The following is a 16965-nucleotide window of genomic DNA, read 5'->3' as shown; positions in this document are numbered from 1 at the left end:
GGATTAAAGCGGAGCTTTTTTTATAAACTCACATATCGTAGACACACAATGAAAAACCTTAAGTGCATTATATATTTAAGTATAGTGAGCATATTGCTATCCCACTCTTACTATTCCTTCGGGCAGAATAAAAAGCAGAAATCAAAAAAGCCACTTGTAGTATTTGTGACGGGTGATCACGAATACAGGAGTGAAGTTACAATGCCGCTTATCGCTGCGGAATTAGAACGAAATTACGGAATGCGCACTATCGTTCTGAAATCCTCTCCTGATCACACATCTGAAGAGAATATCCCAGGACTGGAAGCTTTAAAAGATGCTGATTTAGCTGTATTCTATTTGCGCTGGAGGCGCTTACCTGAAGATCAGATTAAATACATTGATAATTATTTAAAGTCTGGTAAGCCGGTAATGGGCTTCAGAACAACTACACATGCATTTAAATATCCGGCAGGACACTCTCTTGAAAAATGGAATGCTTTTGGAGAGTTTGCGTTGGGAGCGCCTCCGGGATGGGGAAAAGGCGGCCACACACATTATGGTCATAAATCTACCACCGATGTTTCGGTTATTCCAGATCAGGCAAAACACCCAATTTTAACCGGTGTACCTAATCATTTCCATGCTGACTCATGGTTGTACCGTGTGTTGCCCGAATACCCGTCAAAAGGGTCCACATCGCTGCTAATGGGCAAACCAGTAAATCCTGATAAAGCCGCTATTGATAATCCTGTTGCATGGACATGGAAAACAGCTGCTGGTGGAAAGACGTTTATGACTACACTTGGTCATCCGAAAGATTTTAATGAGGAAGGATTTCAAAGGCTTGTTATTAACGCTGTTCATTGGACTTTAGATAAATCTGTTCAGAAAAAATGGGCCGGTAAAATCGAAATGAATGTGCCCAACACGCAGTAACAGAACAATTCAGAAACTCACACTTTCAAATCGGGCAAAGAGGAGCAGTAAAGGATTAGTTCATTTCCTTAGTTTCATATTTTAGTTTATAAAAAAAGCCCTCTACGTTATGTAGAAGGCTTAATTATTAAAAACGTGGCGGAGAGTGGGGGATTCGAACCCGCGGACCCTTTAACAGGTCAACAGTTTTCAAGACTGCCGCAATCGACCACTCTGCCAACTCTCCGAGGGCAAAAGTACAAACTCCGGTTAAATTTGCAACTATGAATGTTCTTTTTTTTGACTATTTGTGATAGCCCTTTGAATTACAGGAGAATAAATTTTATTTCTATTTACTTTTTGTGCAGTTTTTCAAGTACAGGCTCGTCCTTAAAGGTGTTGAACTTTGGTTTTACAATCTTGATGCTTCGTTTAGAAAGGTCAATACTTGCATTTAATTCAAATCCAATAAGAATAATTAGCGAGTTTAGGTAAAGCCAGATCATGATTACAATTAAGGTTCCGATAGAACCATAAAGTTTATTGTAATTTCCGAAGTTATTGATATAGTAACCAAAACCCCAAAAGGTTAAAATAGCCAGTACGGTTGCTAGCCAGGATCCGGGACTGAAAAGTTTCCACTTTTTACTATGAGAAGGGCCGTAACGATACAAAATGGAAATAGTAATAAAGTATACCGAAATCAAAATCACCCATCTTAAAAAGTCTGCCATATAGAGCCAGAAAGAATCTCTGAACTCCAGTTGCTGTTCGGCAAACTGAACCGCGAAGTTTCCTACAGTTATTATTGTTAAGCCGATTATTAATGCCAGGAACATTACAATGGTCAGGACAATGGCAACTCCTCTTTGTTTAACCCAACCTCTTGTCTCCAATATTAAAGATGACTTGTTAAATGCCTGCATCAGATTTATAACGCCATTGGTTGCGAAGAAAAGTGCAGCAAAAAAACCGAAAGATAGTAAACCACCATTCTGTTGCTTAATGATCTCCTCCAGGGTACTTTTAACAGCAAGATATGCCTCCGACGGAAGGACAAGAGCCAAAAGACTTATTAGCTGGTCCTGGAAGCCATTAATCGGTATATAAGGGATAAGAGTAAATACGAATATTATGCCAGGGAAAATTGCCAGCATAAAGTTATAGGCAAGCGACGATGCCTTATTTAATAAGGAATCTTTGCCGATTTCCTGGAAGAAAAAAGTACCGACGGTATAAAGAGGCAAGGGACTGAAGCCGGGCACAATAACTACTTTTGTCCAGTCCATTAATAAAGAGTACGGACGTGTTTTTAAAAGTAATTTATGCAGCCAAATCATATTTCGCTAGTGAAAAAAGCCTTTAAACGGTTTTGAAATTCGACAGGAGGTACACAGGGCCGGTTCCTATTCATATCCACAAATGCCAATGTAGTTTCGCCCTCATGTATTAAAGTATTCGCTTCGTTAAAAAACTCATATTTAAAATGAATTTTCACACCGGGCATTCGTTCAAGAATTACCTTGACTGTTAACTCTTCATCGTATAACGCGGGTTTAAGGTATTTACACCTCATTTCCAGTACAGGCATCATTATACCTTCCTCTTCCATTGATTTATAGGTCATGCCCAGACTTCTGAGCATCTCTACACGGCCCACTTCATACAGTTCGGCATAATTGCCATAATACATGTAGCCCATCTGGTCGGTTTCACCATACCGTACCCTTATTTTAGTTTGGTGGCTATACATCTATTTTTTAATATTTCGTTCATTGAGCGCCTTTTGAAATCTTCTGGCGTTGGCCTGATGCTCGGCCTGAGTTACAGCGAAATTATGGTAACCAGAAAAATCTTCTTTAGCACACATATAAATGAACTTATGTTTTTCATAATTTAATACAGCATCAATAGCCTTAATGCTTGGCATCATGATTGGCCCTGGAGGCAATCCTGTATATACGTAGGTGTTATAAGGGGAATCTTTTACAAGATGACGGTTTAAAACCCGCCTTATTGAAAAATCCTGATTTGCATAGATTACAGTGGGGTCTGCTTGTAATTTGATACCACTTTTATACCTGTTCATGTATAAGCCGGCTATGGTTGGCATTTCACTGTCATTAAGCGCTTCTGCATCAACTATAGCAGCAAGAGTACTGACTTCTGTTTCTGAAAGTCCTATTTCTTTGGCTTTTGCTTTACGTGCAGTGGTCCAGAATTTTTGATATTCCTTATACATTCTCTCAAAAAACTGTTCAGCAGAAGTGTTCCAATAAATTTCGTAAGAGTTGGGAATAAACGCAGAATATACATTTTCGGTAGTAAAGCCATACTTGCTTACAAAAGCAGCAGAATCAAGTAAATTCATAATCGCAGCAGAATCTGCTTCAATCTGAGTTGAAATATACCCCGCCATATTTTGCTTCAGTCGATGGTTTTTCAATTTTAACTGAACAGCTTCCTGGCTTCCCGATTTTAACATATTAATCAGGCGTCTGTTACTCATACCGCCTTTAAGACGGTATTTTCCGGGTTTAATTACCTGAGGGTAATCCATGCCCAATGCTGCTTCATAAAAGGAAAGGGTATCCTTTACAATTTCTTTATCTTTTATTGTATTGTATACATCATTAAAGTTCGATCCTGCTCTGATATATAAATACTCTTCTTTGTTTGAAACATTTGGTCCAAAATATTTCAGATAATAAGAAAACGCAGTCACTCCAAGGGCAATAACAATAATTATTACCAGTGCAATAATGGTCTTTGCCTTCAAACTTAATTTGTCTGATTTTTTAGTAGTCATTAATAATATTTTTAAATAGAAATTCTCCTGTAGGCCAGCAATCCACCTGTCAGATTTTTTACGTTTTTATATCCTGCAGAAACTAATAAACGCCTTGCAGTTTCACTTCTTATACCTCGTTGACAGATAACGACAATCTCATAATCTTTGTGATAATCTAATTCGCCTATCATTTCAGGAAGAGTTCCTAAAGGGATGTTCTCGCCTCCAATATTAAAAGTGTGAAATTCCAGTTGCTCTCTTACATCAATTAATAGAACAGAGTCATCCTGGGAGAGTTTTTCTTTTAACTCAATTGCCGAAATATCGTTACTGAACGGGTGTTTCATTAGATAGAATTAAATCAACGCTTGAACCAATACTAACTTTTGTTAAAGAATCGCTTAAAGCAGGATACTGTTTAATTACCCGGGCTGTAGCAGAATCTGTTGCATTTTCATAGGTAATCATGCCAGGGTTTAGGGAGGAGCCTTTTAAAGAAAAAATAGCCTCGTTCAATAGGAGTCCAATTACATTCGGCAAATCAACTTCACTAGCGCCTTTTCCGTCTCCCAGAACCAGGCTGATAACAGAACCTTTAGGTATTTCATCACCCGGCCGAATCTGTTTTCCCCTGAATTCAACCTGAAGTACCCTGTCGCGGGCGATATCTGAAATATAGGATGTGTCACCTATTTTGATTCCGTAATTACTAAGTACCGCCCTGGCTTCTAAAAAAGTTTTCTCGAAAATGTCAGGAAAGCCAACATCCGGCGCAGTGCGGGTTATTATAGTAAGATAAATTGTTCTGTTTAGTTTAACATTTGTGTTTGGGTCGGGATCCTGTTCTACTACCATTCCGGGCGGCTTATCCATCTGATAAACAGAATCAATATGATATTCCAACCCCTGTGCATCTAATAATTCTACAGCTTCCTCAACAGTAAGTCCCTGGAGTTTGGGTACAGGAACTCCTTCTCCGTGTCGGGTATAATACCGAAGACTAAAAAAAATTAGTAAAATAAAGGCTATAACTGATATAACAGCGATAATGAGGTTTCTTCTAAAGGTCTCTGTTCTAAGGTATGCTAAGAATTTATTCATTAATTGAAATATTTCTGCTAAGAATGCCCAAACTTAGCTTAAAAATCATGATTTTCGAAGAGAATATTCTTAAGGTTCTTAAAGCCAAAATTAAAATTTATGTTAAAAAAAGTCTCAATTTCTGTTATTGCATTAATTGTTTGGTTACCCTTTAGTTCCCTAAATGCCCAGAATCCCGAAAGGTTTTTTAATAAAAATGAGTTAATGACTATTGGTTCTTACTATTATCCTGAGCAATGGCCCAGGTCTCATTGGGAACGTGATTTAAAAAAGCTTGCAGAAACAGGTTTTGAGTTTACGCATTTTGGCGAGTTTGCATGGGCATTCATAGAACCGAAAGATGGAGTGTTTGATTTTAAATGGTTAGACGAAGCGGTAGAAATCGCACATAAAAATGGAGTTAAAGTAGTAATGTGTACATCTTCGCCAACCCCTCCCGCATGGCTTGCACAAAAGCACCCGGAAATTTTAATGGTGAACGAGGAAGGCCGAACTATGCAACATGGTTCGCGCCAGCATATTTCATGGTCGAGTAAGGTTTACCGGAAATACGTTACAAGAATGGTTGAAGCACTGGGTAAGCATTATGCTAATGATAAACGTATATGGGGCTGGCAGTTAGATAATGAACCTTCGCATTACTCACAAATAGATCATAGTACCGCTGCAAGAGTAAGTTTTCAAAACTGGTTAAAGAATAAATACAAGTCCATTGATTCTTTAAATAAAACCTGGGGAACAGTATTTTGGAGCATTAAATACGATAATTTCGGACAAATACGCACGCCCAATCCAAAAGAATTAATAGCCCAGCCCAATCCACATGCGGTATTAGATTTCAGACGATTTTCAGCTGATGAAGTAGCTGATTTTATGCATTTTCAGGCCGAAATATTACGTAAGTATATAGCTAAAGACCAGTGGATTACAACAAACCTTATGCCCGAACATTCCCCTGTCGATCCTACCCGTATGTCGAAGCTGGATTTTGTAACCTATACAAAGTATCTTGTGGCTGGTTTTGATATGGGAATTGGCGATCAGGGTTTTAGAATGGGATCTCCAACCAGTATTGCATTTTCAAACGATTTGTTCAGATCTATAAATGGAGTAACTGGTGTTATGGAGTTACAGCCCGGGCAGGTTAATTGGGGAAAATTTAATTCTCAAACTATGCCGTGTACAGTTCGGATGTGGATATGGCATGCCTTTGCAGGTGGCAATAAATTTGTGTGTAACTATAGATTCAAACAACCTTTAACAGGTGGAGAACAATATCATTATGGAGTAATCGGACCTGATGGAATAACACCAAGTACTGGTGGCCAGGAGTATATTAAAGTAAATAATGAAATAAAGCTTCTGAGAAATAATTATGATCCGAACGCAAAGATACCCGCTGAGCATAACTCCCGTTTAACGGCAGTTTTATATAGTCCGGATAATCGCTGGGAACAGGATAATCAACCCCAAACATTTCAATGGGATTATCTAAAGCATTTAATGCGTTATTATGGTGCTATTAAGGAGTTTGGTGCTCCGGTGGATGTTATTACAGAGAATAAAGATTTCAATAAGTATCCGGTTTTAGTTGCTCCGGCCTATCAATTGTTAGACACAAAATTGGTTAACCGGTGGAAGCATTATGTTGATCAGGGCGGACATTTGATCTTAACCACCCGTACCGGGCAGAAAGACCGCGAAGGGAAAATTTGGGAGGCAAGCTGGACTGCTCCTATACAATCGCTTATTAACGGGACTGTATCTTTCTATGATCATTTACCAGAAAACCGAACAGGGACTATCAAAGCCGGCAATGAAGCCTATACCTGGAACAACTGGGCTGATATTCTGGAACCCTATCAGAATACTGAAATATGGGCAACATATACCAATCAATATTATTCAGGAAAGCCCGGTGTAATTCATAAAAAGGTTGGGAAAGGCTCCGTTACCTATGTTGGTCCCGATACAGACGACGGTGCCCTGGAGAAAGCCGTTTTGAAGCGGGTGTATAAGGAAGCCGGGATATCAATAAAAGATTTGCCTAAAGGAGTAATTATCGATTGGCGCGATGGATTTTGGGTGGGAGTAAATTATGGTGAAAAAGCATATGACGTTCCTTTACCTTCAAATGCTAAAATTATAATTGGCTCGAAATCTTTAAAGCCCGCTGATGTAATTATCTGGAAAGAGTAATTAAAATGATTGAGTATACTGCTATTATTCTGAAATTTGGCGAGCAAGGCGAGAAATCAGGATGGACTTATATTGAAGTTCCGGAAGATATAGCACAGCAGTTAAAACCCGGGAATAAAAAATCATTCAGGGTCAAAGGCTTTTTGGATCTGTATAAGTTTGATGGAATTGCTTTACTGCCAATGGAGAGGGGCACTTTATTATGGCGTTAAATGCCGGCATAAGAAAGTGTATCCGAAAATCTGAAGGCGCAATACTGGTGGTTAAGCTGGAAGAGGATAAGGAGTTTACCATCCAAACGCCGGAAGAAGTTTTAGAATGCTTAAATGATGATCCTGAATCATTGGAATATTTTAACAGCCTTGCTAAATCGCACCGCGATTATTTTATTAAATGGATAAACAGCGCCAAAACAGAATCTACAAGAGCAAGCCGGATTGTTCAAATGATTAATGCGATGGCACAAAAAATGGATTATTCTCAAATGATCCGGGCGAACCGGAAAATTAAAAATTTATGAAAGATTTTAAAAAATACTACACCCTGCCTGCTCCACCCGAAGAAGTTTATATGGCCCTTACTGTGCCGGCTACAATTTATTTATGGACAGGTGAAGAAGCTGAAATGTCTACAGAGCCTGAATCAGAGTTTTCTCTCTGGGACGGAAGCATAGTTGGTAAAAATATTGAGTTTGAAGAAGGCAGAAAAATTGTTCAGCAATGGTATTTCGGTGAGCAGGCTGAGCCCTCTATAGTTACAATAAAACTTCATCCTTTAAAAGATGGAACATCGGTTGAATTGAAGCATACCAATATTCCTGATGAAGATTATGAAGATATTATTGAAGGTTGGAACTCAAGTTATTTTGGCTCGTTAAGCGAATTTTATGAGGACTAGATTTTGTGACGATAAGATTTGAACATAAAGTCCATTTGCCATTTGACTTTACAGAGTGATCCTGGTTTTTAAGGATTTCGATATGTCAGAATGGAAATGGACTTTTTTACTGACTCTTTCCAGAATTTTTATTGCTTAGGCTGCAGTTTTAATGATTGCATTTCAGCTTTAAGTTTAATTATTTCTTCTTGTTGTTCTTTGATTGATCCAACCAATAAGGGAATCAGGCTTTCTAAATCGACTTCCTGGGTTGCCACTGTTTTAAATTGGTTTTTTCCTGCGGGAACCATTTATACCAAGTTTTTACTATCCGTGGCAGAACTTTTTGAAGTTCTGCTGCATTGAATCCATAAGGTATTATATTAGCTTTTCCATCAGTTTCAGGGGTGTTAAAGCTGATAGGTTCCAAACGTGTTACGTAAGAAAGCGAGTTATTTATGGGACTAGAATTTTTGCTGCCATGCTTCTGAGCATTAGCAGTATTTGAAAAAAACACAAGGACGAACACTGCTATTACGCAGAATAATTTATATTGAAGATCATAATTTTTCTGTTTAGGTTTTGTGATTTATGCAGCACAAGGCGCAAAAAATAATAAAATTAAGCAGATTTCAGATCTGGCGGAGGGGTAGGTACAGAAGGGTAAAAATGATGTTCTGTATTGATGTTTTTTATAAATCTTTGACTCAGATTGTCTTGAGATAAAGGCTTCATCAAAGTTTGATGTATCGAGCAAATCCAAACTTCCTTTAACGTTTTGTCTTCGTTTTTTTCGGATTCTTTCGCTGTAGATTCAGTATCAAACAGTTCGGTGGTATTGCTAAAGCTCTGTTTCCAATTCATCAATGAAACTAAATCTTCTCCCGTTCTTTCAAGAACAGCAAAGAGAAATACAAAAACGAAAATGTTTTTGATTGATTTAGTTAACCAGGGCTTCACTATAAAATTATGATTTGATTGCAAAACTAAGGACCCTATTGAATAGACAATAGTTTTTCTGCTAAGAATGAAAATTTTACAATCCCCAGAATATAAAAAAACCTTCCGGGGTCTAGCCCGGAAGGAAACAATTTAAAAAAACAACGCTTTAGTCATCCCACCGATCGTTCTCCCGGCGTGTATCTCTTTGTTCATTTTTATCGCGACTGTCCCAGCGACCATTATCGCGGCGATATTCATCATCTCTTTTTGAATTGCCATAGCGAGAATCTTTCTTCTTTGAGCGTTCTCTCTGATAGCGATCACTATTATAACGTTTAGAATGATGATAAATTTTATAGCGATACTCCCGCTGCTCATAATGTCCCGGAATTCTTCTGGATCCAAAAATTCCACCCGTCCGCTGTTCCGGAATCCATACTTCTCTTACAATTACTTGCCAGTGATATTCGCCGCGATCATCCCTGTAAATACGGTTATCATCGTATTTGCGAATTATTCTATCCCGACCGGGGTAAGATTCTGCGTACACAGAACTGGCTCCCAATGCTGCAAAGAAAGCCAGGCTTAATAAAAATTTTCTCATTTGTGTGTGTGTTGAGTGTTTTTTGATAACGATATTTGATAAACGTTTTGTATAAATATGACGAGTGAATGATCTAATCGGTTCCGTTTGAGAGCAGAGATATTCTGTTCCAGATCCGGGAATAATTGAGGAGAGAGTGATGAAATTTGTTACTCGTATAATCGAAAAGAATTTTTTCACCCGATTTCTCAACGAAATTGCATTGCGGGGAACCAAACATATTTTACTTCAGAAGGTTTAATTATCATGAGTGAATTTTTTACGGTTTTGATTGATGATAAACCAACTCGTTTCGAGAAAAAGAGAATTATGGTTGTAGAACCTTATGAATTTGGAACTAAGATTACTATGGAGGCTTCACATGAAGATGAAGAACCTATCGTTTATTTTACTTCAGAGACTCATGAAATGGTTATGAAATCTTATTTATCATAATTTTTTTGTCTTTCTTAGTTAAACATCTCTCTTAAAGCACTTAGTTTATATATTTGTAATTATTTACTGATTTATAGGCCGCCGGTTTAAACCTTTTGAGAGATTATTTATTATTTCTGGATACTGAAGCCTCAGGCTTACCCAAAAAGTGGAACCTTCCTTATTCAAATTCATCGAACTGGCCCTCAGCGGTTCAGATTTCCTGGATTGTCTATGCAAAAGATGGAACCTTAATAAAAACAGAAAATCATTATATACGTGATAATGATGTTCAGATTAAACCTTCTGCGATAAAAATTCATGGCATAACAAGGGACTATCTCAATAGATATGGAGAAAGCCGAAAAATAGTTATGCAGCTCTTTGCTGATGATTTAGTGAAGTATGAACCTTTACTTATAGGTCATTTTATGGAGTTTGATTACCATGTCGCCTCCGCAGACTTTTACCGGACAGCTATTCCTAACCCTTTCAATAATTTGCCGACTTTTTGTACGATGCTGGCAAGTTCATTTTATGTGAGAGATCCATCTGTCGGACACCTTCGCCTTGGCGAATTATATACGATGTTATTTGACACCAAACTGGAGAATCAACACAATGCTTTGGCCGACGCAAATGCCACAGCAGAATGTTTTTTTGAGCTTGTAAAGCGTGGTGATATAACAGATGAAAAGATTGATTTACAGCAATCTGAGGTTAAAGGACCGAAGATTTGCAAAGAATTCCCCTGGCTGATATCAATTTTTGTAGTGCTGGTAATGGCAATTTTGCTTAGTTTGTGGGTATGAATCAAAGGCTAGAATTCTTAAAAACAGTAAAACCCTTTAATTTATTGCCGGAGGATGTACTGATTGGAGTGGTTGATTTATTAGAAGTTGTTAAATACAATAAGGAAACAATAATCTATCAGCAGGAAGTTACCAAAATGAAAGGTGTTGATCTGATTGTAAAGGGAGAGTATGAATCTTTCTTTTATGATAGCTCCCAAAACAAGCGTTCGCTGGAGAGACATCACGAAGGTTACTGTTTTGGAGGAATTTCTGTGCTATTAAACAGAAAACGCTCGTTAAAAACAGTAATAGTAAAAAAAGGAACCGTTGTATATTTTTTACCAAGGAAAGATTTCAGAGCGCTGTGCAAAGCCTATGATGAATTCTTTAAATATTTTACAGGCGAATTCGGCAAGCGAATGCTTGATGATGATTTCGCTCATTTTTTTAAGCGCCCCAATTCTTTTGAAGATAGTTATATAGCATCTGATCAGTTTTATTCCCGCAAAATTGAAAGTATAGAACACCGCGAAATAGTATCTTGTCCGGTATCGATGCCTATTTATGAGGCTGCGCGGAAGATGGCAGCCCATAAAATAAGCTGTTTGTTTATTAAAGACGCGTCAGGGGAAATAGTAGGTTATGTAACCGACATTACCTTAAGAGATAAAGTTATTGCAGAACAAACAAATCCATCTAATGAAGTAAGTTCTGTAATGGATAATCCCATTGTTTATATTAGTCAGCAGGCATATGTCTATGAAGCTGTATTAATGATGTTCCAAACTAAAACCCGTTATTTATTAGTAGAGAATAAAGGAGTTTTTATTGGTGCAATCAGTAGAAATAAATTATTAAGCGAGTTAGCGCAGTCTCCGTTGGTGTTTATTCAATCTGTGAAACAGTCTTTATCTGCCGATGAGTTAAAGAGGAAATGGAATACGGTCCCACAAATTGTAACTCAATTAATTGGAAGGGGGGTGCATGCTGAAATTGTAAACCAATTAATTACTACCATTGCAGACACGATTGCTATAAAAGTTATTGAAAATACAATTTCTGAAATAGGGAAGCCACCTGCGAAATTTGTTTTCATGGTGTTGGGGAGTGAAGGTCGCAAAGAGCAAACCTTAAAAACCGATCAGGATAATGCAATTATCTATGAGGATAAGGCTAATGAGCACCGGGAACTTGTCCGAGAATACTTCTTGCGATTTGCTGAAATTGTTTCTGAACGCCTTGATTATATAGGATTTAGTTTTTGTACCGGAGACCTGATGGCCAAGAATCCGAAATGGACCCATTCATTATCACATTGGAAACGGAATTATACCAGTTGGATCGCCGAATCAGTTCCTGAAACAGCGGTTAACTTCTCTACCTTTTTCGATTGCCGTTATATTTATGGGGAAAAATCTATAATGGATGAATTGCATACCTTTCTTGATAAAGAGTTACAAAAACCATTGGGTCAGCTTTTTTATATCCTGGCAAAAAATGCGCTTCAATACGAGCCTCCGCTGACCTTTTTTAAGAATATACGCACTCAAACCGTCGGAAAGCAGGAAGTTTTTGATATAAAAACAGCTATGACTCCAATTGTTGATTTAGTCAGAGTGTATGCATTGAAGGAGAGGATATTTAAAGTAAACACGGGTGAGAGGCTTAAAGCATTAAAAGAAAAAGAGGTTTTCTCAGAAACCGCCTTTCATGAGCTATCTCAGTCGTACTACTTTTTAATGGGAATGCGATTGAAAAGTCAGGCGGTTCAGATAATTCACGATAAACATCTTCCCGATAACTATATTGATCTGAGAACCATTACAAAAATTGAGCAGGTTACATTGATTGAAATATTTAAGACCATAGAGAATTTTCAGGCCAAGATCAAGCTCGAATTCACTAATAGTCTTTGGTAATTTTCGTAAGATCGCTGCTTGCTTAACATATATTTAGAAAAATTGCTTATTTTTAGTTGATATCTATACGAAAAACAAGTTATGAAACCTTTTTTTCTAATAATTGCTTTTTTTGCTCTCTTCATTACAAATCAGTGTTCTGCCCAGGTTTATGTTTTTGCGCGGGAAGACAAGGCTGATATTCTCCAGAATTTTAATATGGAAGACGGAGGGGCAAAAATTCTAAAACAGCTTGCCGAAAAAGAAGGTAAATGGTTTAGTTTGCTCGAAACAGATGTAACAGGTCATGGTGCTGTTTTTTGTGTAGCAAGTCCAAATGGGTCTAACCCAAAATATTTTTATAGTGTGGGCAAAGCCAATGCTGCTGAAGCAATTGTTGAAGCACGCTCCAAAGCACACAACTATTCTAAAGATAAATCAGGCTTAAATGTGTTTATTATGCGGACATTTAACAATCAAAATAAGTATCCGTTAAAACGAACCGGTTAGGCTGAATTTTTTCTTAATCGTTAACATTATCTTCATTTCTCTGTTATTCATTCAAATATTTAATTATGAAAATTTTAAAGCTTAATAGCCTGATAGCGTTCACAGCCGTATGCGCTACTATTTTTGTCTATTCGTGCGCAAGTATGAAAACTTCTAAAAAGCAGGCTAAAGCAGCAATATCTGCTACAAAACCAGAAATGCCCGGTAATGGCACGATCAGTTTTGTACAAGACGGAAACGAAGTCGATATGAAACTGGAACTTGATTTCCCATCAAAAGCAGGTCAGATCCTTGCAGTTCATATACATGAACATGGCGACTGCGGTAATGCGGGAAATGATGCTCATGGACACTGGAACCCTACAAAAAGTAGCCATGGTAAATGGGGAGAAGGACAGTTTCATTTAGGAGACATAGGCAATGTTCAATTAGATGCCACTGGAAAAGGAACTTTAAATCTGGAAACAAATCTTTGGACGGTAGGAACAGGCGCTACAAACGATGTTGTCGGAAAAGCGATAATGGTTCATGAAAAGGCAGATGACTTTACAACTCAGCCGACCGGTAATGCAGGTGGAAGGATTGGTTGCGGAGTAATTCAGTAAGCTTACTTAAAAGTTTAAAATACAAAAACCCGCCTTTTGAGCGGGTTTTTGTATTTTAGTGATTGACTGAATTATATCAACTGAACACTTCTTTTTACAAACTCTGTAAGGTCCGCTCCGGTAAGCATTCCTTGTGAAAGTAATGCTAAGTCGAATGCCTGTTTAGCAAGCTGTCCCTGCTCTTCCTCATTTTCGGTTTGTAGAATTCGGTTCACAAGTGCATGGTTGGCATTTACAGCAACCTTGTAGTTTTCTGGCAAGGCACCATAAAAGCTCATTCCGCCACCCATTTGAGCCATATCCTTCATTCTTCGCATAAACTCATCCTGAGTTACGCTAACTGGAAATTCTTCAGGATTTAAGCTTTCAATTTCAACCTTCATATTGGGTTTATTGATTGCTTTTTCGAAAATGCCTTTTACCTTGGTAGTTTCCTCTTCGGTTAATACATGAGGAGGAGTATCATCTTTCTTTATCAGCTTATCAACAACATCGGCATCAACCCTTTTCAAAGAGGTTTTTTCTAATTTTTGCTCCAGTTGATTTATAAAGTGATTATCGATAGGAGTGTTCATCTCTAAAACATCATAACCCTTTTTATTGGCCGATTCAATGAATGAATGCTGCTTCGCAGAGTCGATGGTATACAAATAAACTAAGTTGCCTTCTTTTTCTGTTTGTAATGGCGATACTTTTTCTTTGTATTCATCCATTGTAAAGTACTCATTGTTCGTGTTTTTAAGCAATGCGAAATCTTTGGCTTTCTCGTAAAATTTCTCTTCGCTTATCATACCGTACTTCACAAAAATTCCGATATCATTCCACTTTTCTTCAAATGCCTTACGGTCTTTTTTAAACAGTTCGGCTAATTTATCGGCAACTTTTTTGGTGATGTAGCTGTTGATTTTCTTTACGCTGCTATCTGCCTGCAGGAAGCTTCTTGAAACGTTCAAAGGAATATCCGGAGAATCAATCAGGCCATGCAGTAACATTAAAAACTCAGGAACGATGTCTTTAACTTCATCCGTAATAAATACCTGACGAGAAAACAACTTGATCTTATTTTTTTGAAAATCAAAATCGTTTTTCACTTTAGGGAAGTATAGTACTCCGGTAAGATTAAACGGATAATCTACATTTAAATGAATCCAGAAAAGCGGATCTTCAGAAAATGGGTAAAGTTCTTTATAAAAGTTAAGATAATCCTCGTCCTTTAAATCTGCAGGGGCTTTTGTCCAGATCGGATTAGTATTGTTGATAAAATTATCAACCTCAACAGATTTGTATTTAGGTTTTCCTTCTTCATCTTCACCATCTGGTTCAGATTCTGTTTTTGTTCCAAATTTTATTGGAACTGGCAAGAAACGGCAATATTTATCAAGTATTTCCTGAAGTTTATGTTTGCTTAAAAATTCTTCAGAATCTGCATTTATATGAAGGATAATATCTGTTCCTCTTTCTGTACGACTGCCTTCAGTTATTTCAAACTCTGTGCTTCCATCGCAAATCCATCTGGCTGGCTCAGCGCCCTCCTGAAAAGATAAAGTTTCGATTTCAACCTGCTCCGCTACCATGAAAGCAGAATAAAAACCTAAACCGAATTTTCCGATAAGTTCATTGGCATCTTTGGCATCTTTAAACTTTTCAACAAATTCTGTTGCGCCTGAAAATGCTATCTGGTTGATATATTTTTTTATCTCTTCGGCTGTCATTCCTAAACCTTTGTCAGAAATGGTCAGGGTTTTCTTTTCTTCATCAAAAGCAACTTCAACTTTTAAATCGCCAAGTTCGCCCTGGTACTGTCCTAATGATGATAATCTTTTAAGCTTTTGTGTAGCATCAACCGCATTTGAAACCAGCTCACGAAGGAATATTTCATGATCGGAATATAAAAACTTCTTAATAATAGGAAAGATGTTCTCTGTGTGAATGGATATAGTGCCTTTTTCTTGCATAGTATTTAGATTTCGAATTCTTTGACAAGCACATATCAATGGCTGTTCCAAAGTCTTCACCTTGTCAAAATGACAGATTTTATTTAATAGCTGTTTACTTAGTATCGGTATACAACAGCATTAATATTCATTCCCGCACCTACCGACGCAAAAACTATAATATCATCTTTCTCGATTTGATGATTTTCCAACTCGCCTTTTAAGATTAAATCTAGAAGAGTAGGGAGGGTTGCTACGGAGCTGTTACCAAGTTTCGCAATGGTCATTGGCATGATATCTTCCGAAATCTGAGTTTCGTTATATAATTTATAAAGCCTTTTTAGAATGGCTTCATCCATTTTTCCGTTGGCCTGATGAATTAGGATTTTCTTAACATCCTTTAGTCCATGTCCGGCTTTATCAAGTGTTTGTTTGATTGCCAGAGGAACATTTGTGAGTGCATACTCATATATTTTCCGACCATCCATTTTTATGTAAAGGTTATTATCGGTAAAATCTGCATTGCTCGATCCGCCCGAGTACAGGTAATAAGCTTCTTCAAAAGTATCCGATCTGGTTTTATGGCTTAGTATACCTCTATCGTTGTCTTGTGATTCCAGTATAACTGCTCCTGCTCCGTCTGCATAGATCATGCTATCGCGATCATGCGGATCAGTTATTCTTGAAAGGGTTTCTGTTCCAATAACTAAAATGCGTTTGGCATCTCCCGATCTTAGATAATAATCTGCCTGAATTACTCCTTGCAGCCATCCCGGGCAGCCAAAAGGAATATCATAGGCCACACATTCCGGATTTTTGATCTTAAGTTTATGTTTAATACGTGCTGCAAGGGTTGGCAATACGTCTGGTAAAAGTTTTTCCGGACTTATATCTCCGAAATTTTGAGCCACAATAATATAATCTAAAGTTTCCGGATCAATGCCAGACGATTTAATCGCTTCCTCTGCAGCCATTAATCCCATATCAGAGGCAACAAGATCGTCGGATGCATAAAGGCGTTCTTCTATAGTTGTAATAGCTACAAATTTTGAAATAATTTCCTCGTTATCCTTTGTTATTTCGATCCCATCTTTCTCAAAAAATCGATGTGCCAGAAAATCTGAATTTAAAACTTTCTTTGTAGGTAGATAACTTCCAGTGCCAATTATTACTGATCCCATGTTGTTTATGTGTTGTTTTTGAACCGAAAACTAAATTGGTTCGAAGGTAAAAGTACAATAAAAAAATGTGGGAAGGTAGGATAAACCCTAAGTTTTGTTTATGAAGATGGGTGCATAAATCAATTTCCTGAGGGTAAATTCTTTTGCAAGGAGTTTAATTGCGCAGATTCCGTTTTTTACCTCCATGCAATTATTCTTTAAATCAAAATGAAATATACA

Annotated in this window: 20 protein-coding genes and 1 tRNA gene; 10 read left to right on the top strand and 11 right to left on the bottom strand. The window is 37.6% G+C overall.

Features of this window, described 5'->3' with window-relative positions; genetic code table 11:
- Window positions 1-84: 84 nt before the first annotated feature.
- A complete protein-coding gene (locus WG906_RS00330) occupies window positions 85-918 on the top strand; it encodes a ThuA domain-containing protein (RefSeq protein WP_339990518.1) in 834 nt (277 codons plus the stop codon).
- 136 nt (window positions 919-1054) lie between these two features.
- Here the strand turns inward: WG906_RS00330 and WG906_RS00325 are convergent.
- The 6 genes from WG906_RS00325 to WG906_RS00300 all read right to left on the bottom strand — a co-directional run bounded on the left by WG906_RS00325 (window position 1055) and on the right by WG906_RS00300 (window position 4789).
- Window positions 1055-1144 (bottom strand) — tRNA-Ser (locus WG906_RS00325).
- Between the two features lie 106 nt (window positions 1145-1250).
- Window positions 1251-2237, bottom strand: coding sequence for a YihY/virulence factor BrkB family protein (locus tag WG906_RS00320; protein WP_339990517.1), 987 nt, complete (start codon window positions 2235-2237; stop codon window positions 1251-1253).
- Window positions 2234-2650: an acyl-CoA thioesterase gene (locus tag WG906_RS00315; RefSeq protein WP_339990516.1), complete on the bottom strand. Its 417-nt coding sequence runs from the start codon at window positions 2648-2650 to the stop codon at window positions 2234-2236. Before WG906_RS00315 ends, WG906_RS00320 begins: the two co-directional genes overlap by 4 nt.
- On the bottom strand, window positions 2651-3706 hold the full coding sequence (mltG, locus tag WG906_RS00310; RefSeq protein ID WP_339990515.1) for an endolytic transglycosylase MltG: 1056 nt from the start codon (window positions 3704-3706) through the stop codon (window positions 2651-2653).
- 11 nt (window positions 3707-3717) lie between these two features.
- The gene (locus tag WG906_RS00305) at window positions 3718-4035 is read right to left on the bottom strand and encodes a rhodanese-like domain-containing protein (protein ID WP_339990514.1); all 318 of its coding nucleotides are present in this window, start codon (window positions 4033-4035) and stop codon (window positions 3718-3720) included.
- Complete coding sequence (locus tag WG906_RS00300) at window positions 4016-4789, bottom strand: PASTA domain-containing protein (RefSeq protein ID WP_339990513.1); 774 nt, start codon at window positions 4787-4789, stop codon at window positions 4016-4018. Before WG906_RS00300 ends, WG906_RS00305 begins: the two co-directional genes overlap by 20 nt.
- A gap of 99 nt (window positions 4790-4888) precedes the next feature.
- On the opposite strand from WG906_RS00300, the gene WG906_RS00295 reads away from it, so the two are divergent.
- The 4 genes from WG906_RS00295 to WG906_RS00280 are packed head-to-tail and all read left to right on the top strand — an operon-like array spanning window position 4889 to window position 7885.
- Window positions 4889-6988, top strand: coding sequence for a beta-galactosidase (locus tag WG906_RS00295; RefSeq protein WP_339990512.1), 2100 nt, complete (start codon window positions 4889-4891; stop codon window positions 6986-6988).
- Between the two features lie 5 nt (window positions 6989-6993).
- Window positions 6994-7200 carry a DUF1905 domain-containing protein gene (locus tag WG906_RS00290; protein ID WP_339990511.1) on the top strand — a complete coding sequence of 69 codons (207 nt, stop codon included), beginning with the start codon at window positions 6994-6996 and terminating at the stop codon, window positions 7198-7200.
- Window positions 7191-7508 carry a YdeI/OmpD-associated family protein gene (locus tag WG906_RS00285; protein WP_339990510.1) on the top strand — a complete coding sequence of 106 codons (318 nt, stop codon included), beginning with the start codon at window positions 7191-7193 and terminating at the stop codon, window positions 7506-7508. The genes WG906_RS00290 and WG906_RS00285 overlap by 10 nt, the downstream gene beginning before the upstream one ends.
- Window positions 7505-7885 (top strand): SRPBCC domain-containing protein, encoded by a 381-nt coding sequence (locus WG906_RS00280; protein ID WP_339990509.1) that lies wholly within the window; start codon window positions 7505-7507, stop codon window positions 7883-7885. Before WG906_RS00285 ends, WG906_RS00280 begins: the two co-directional genes overlap by 4 nt.
- 128 nt (window positions 7886-8013) lie before the next feature.
- Here WG906_RS00280 and WG906_RS00275 read toward each other — a convergent pair whose 3' ends face one another.
- From WG906_RS00275 to WG906_RS00265, 3 genes are all read right to left on the bottom strand, one after another.
- On the bottom strand, window positions 8014-8142 hold the full coding sequence (locus WG906_RS00275; RefSeq protein ID WP_339990508.1) for a hypothetical protein: 129 nt from the start codon (window positions 8140-8142) through the stop codon (window positions 8014-8016).
- A gap of 343 nt (window positions 8143-8485) precedes the next feature.
- The gene (locus WG906_RS00270) at window positions 8486-8728 is read right to left on the bottom strand and encodes a hypothetical protein (protein WP_339990507.1); all 243 of its coding nucleotides are present in this window, start codon (window positions 8726-8728) and stop codon (window positions 8486-8488) included.
- Window positions 8729-8972: 244 nt separating this feature from the next.
- A complete protein-coding gene (locus WG906_RS00265) occupies window positions 8973-9410 on the bottom strand; it encodes a hypothetical protein (protein WP_339990506.1) in 438 nt (145 codons plus the stop codon).
- A gap of 246 nt (window positions 9411-9656) precedes the next feature.
- On the opposite strand from WG906_RS00265, the gene WG906_RS00260 reads away from it, so the two are divergent.
- From WG906_RS00260 to WG906_RS00240, 5 genes are all read left to right on the top strand, one after another.
- Window positions 9657-9845 (top strand): hypothetical protein, encoded by a 189-nt coding sequence (locus tag WG906_RS00260; protein ID WP_339990505.1) that lies wholly within the window; start codon window positions 9657-9659, stop codon window positions 9843-9845.
- A 95-nt stretch (window positions 9846-9940) separates the two neighbouring features.
- Window positions 9941-10636: a 3'-5' exonuclease gene (locus WG906_RS00255; RefSeq protein WP_339990504.1), complete on the top strand. Its 696-nt coding sequence runs from the start codon at window positions 9941-9943 to the stop codon at window positions 10634-10636.
- Window positions 10633-12537 (top strand): DUF294 nucleotidyltransferase-like domain-containing protein, encoded by a 1905-nt coding sequence (locus WG906_RS00250; protein ID WP_339990503.1) that lies wholly within the window; start codon window positions 10633-10635, stop codon window positions 12535-12537. The genes WG906_RS00255 and WG906_RS00250 overlap by 4 nt, the downstream gene beginning before the upstream one ends.
- Window positions 12538-12618: 81 nt before the next feature.
- A complete protein-coding gene (locus tag WG906_RS00245; RefSeq protein ID WP_339990502.1) occupies window positions 12619-13026 on the top strand; it encodes a hypothetical protein in 408 nt (135 codons plus the stop codon).
- A gap of 65 nt (window positions 13027-13091) precedes the next feature.
- Complete coding sequence (locus WG906_RS00240) at window positions 13092-13631, top strand: superoxide dismutase family protein (protein WP_339990501.1); 540 nt, start codon at window positions 13092-13094, stop codon at window positions 13629-13631.
- 71 nt (window positions 13632-13702) lie between these two features.
- On the opposite strand, the gene htpG is transcribed toward WG906_RS00240, so the two are convergent.
- Window positions 13703-15586, bottom strand: a complete 1884-nt coding sequence (gene htpG / locus WG906_RS00235; protein ID WP_339990500.1) for a molecular chaperone HtpG — start codon at window positions 15584-15586, stop codon at window positions 13703-13705.
- 98 nt (window positions 15587-15684) lie between these two features.
- Window positions 15685-16746 (bottom strand): 3-oxoacyl-ACP synthase III family protein, encoded by a 1062-nt coding sequence (locus WG906_RS00230; protein ID WP_339990499.1) that lies wholly within the window; start codon window positions 16744-16746, stop codon window positions 15685-15687.
- Window positions 16747-16965: the final 219 nt, after the last annotated feature.

The sequence above is a fragment of the Pedobacter superstes genome (genome assembly GCF_037622515.1).
In the GTDB taxonomy this organism is placed as follows: domain Bacteria; phylum Bacteroidota; class Bacteroidia; order Sphingobacteriales; family Sphingobacteriaceae; genus Paradesertivirga; species Paradesertivirga superstes.
Note: the sequence above shows the minus strand (reverse complement) of the source record. Positions and strands in the feature narration are given on the sequence as shown.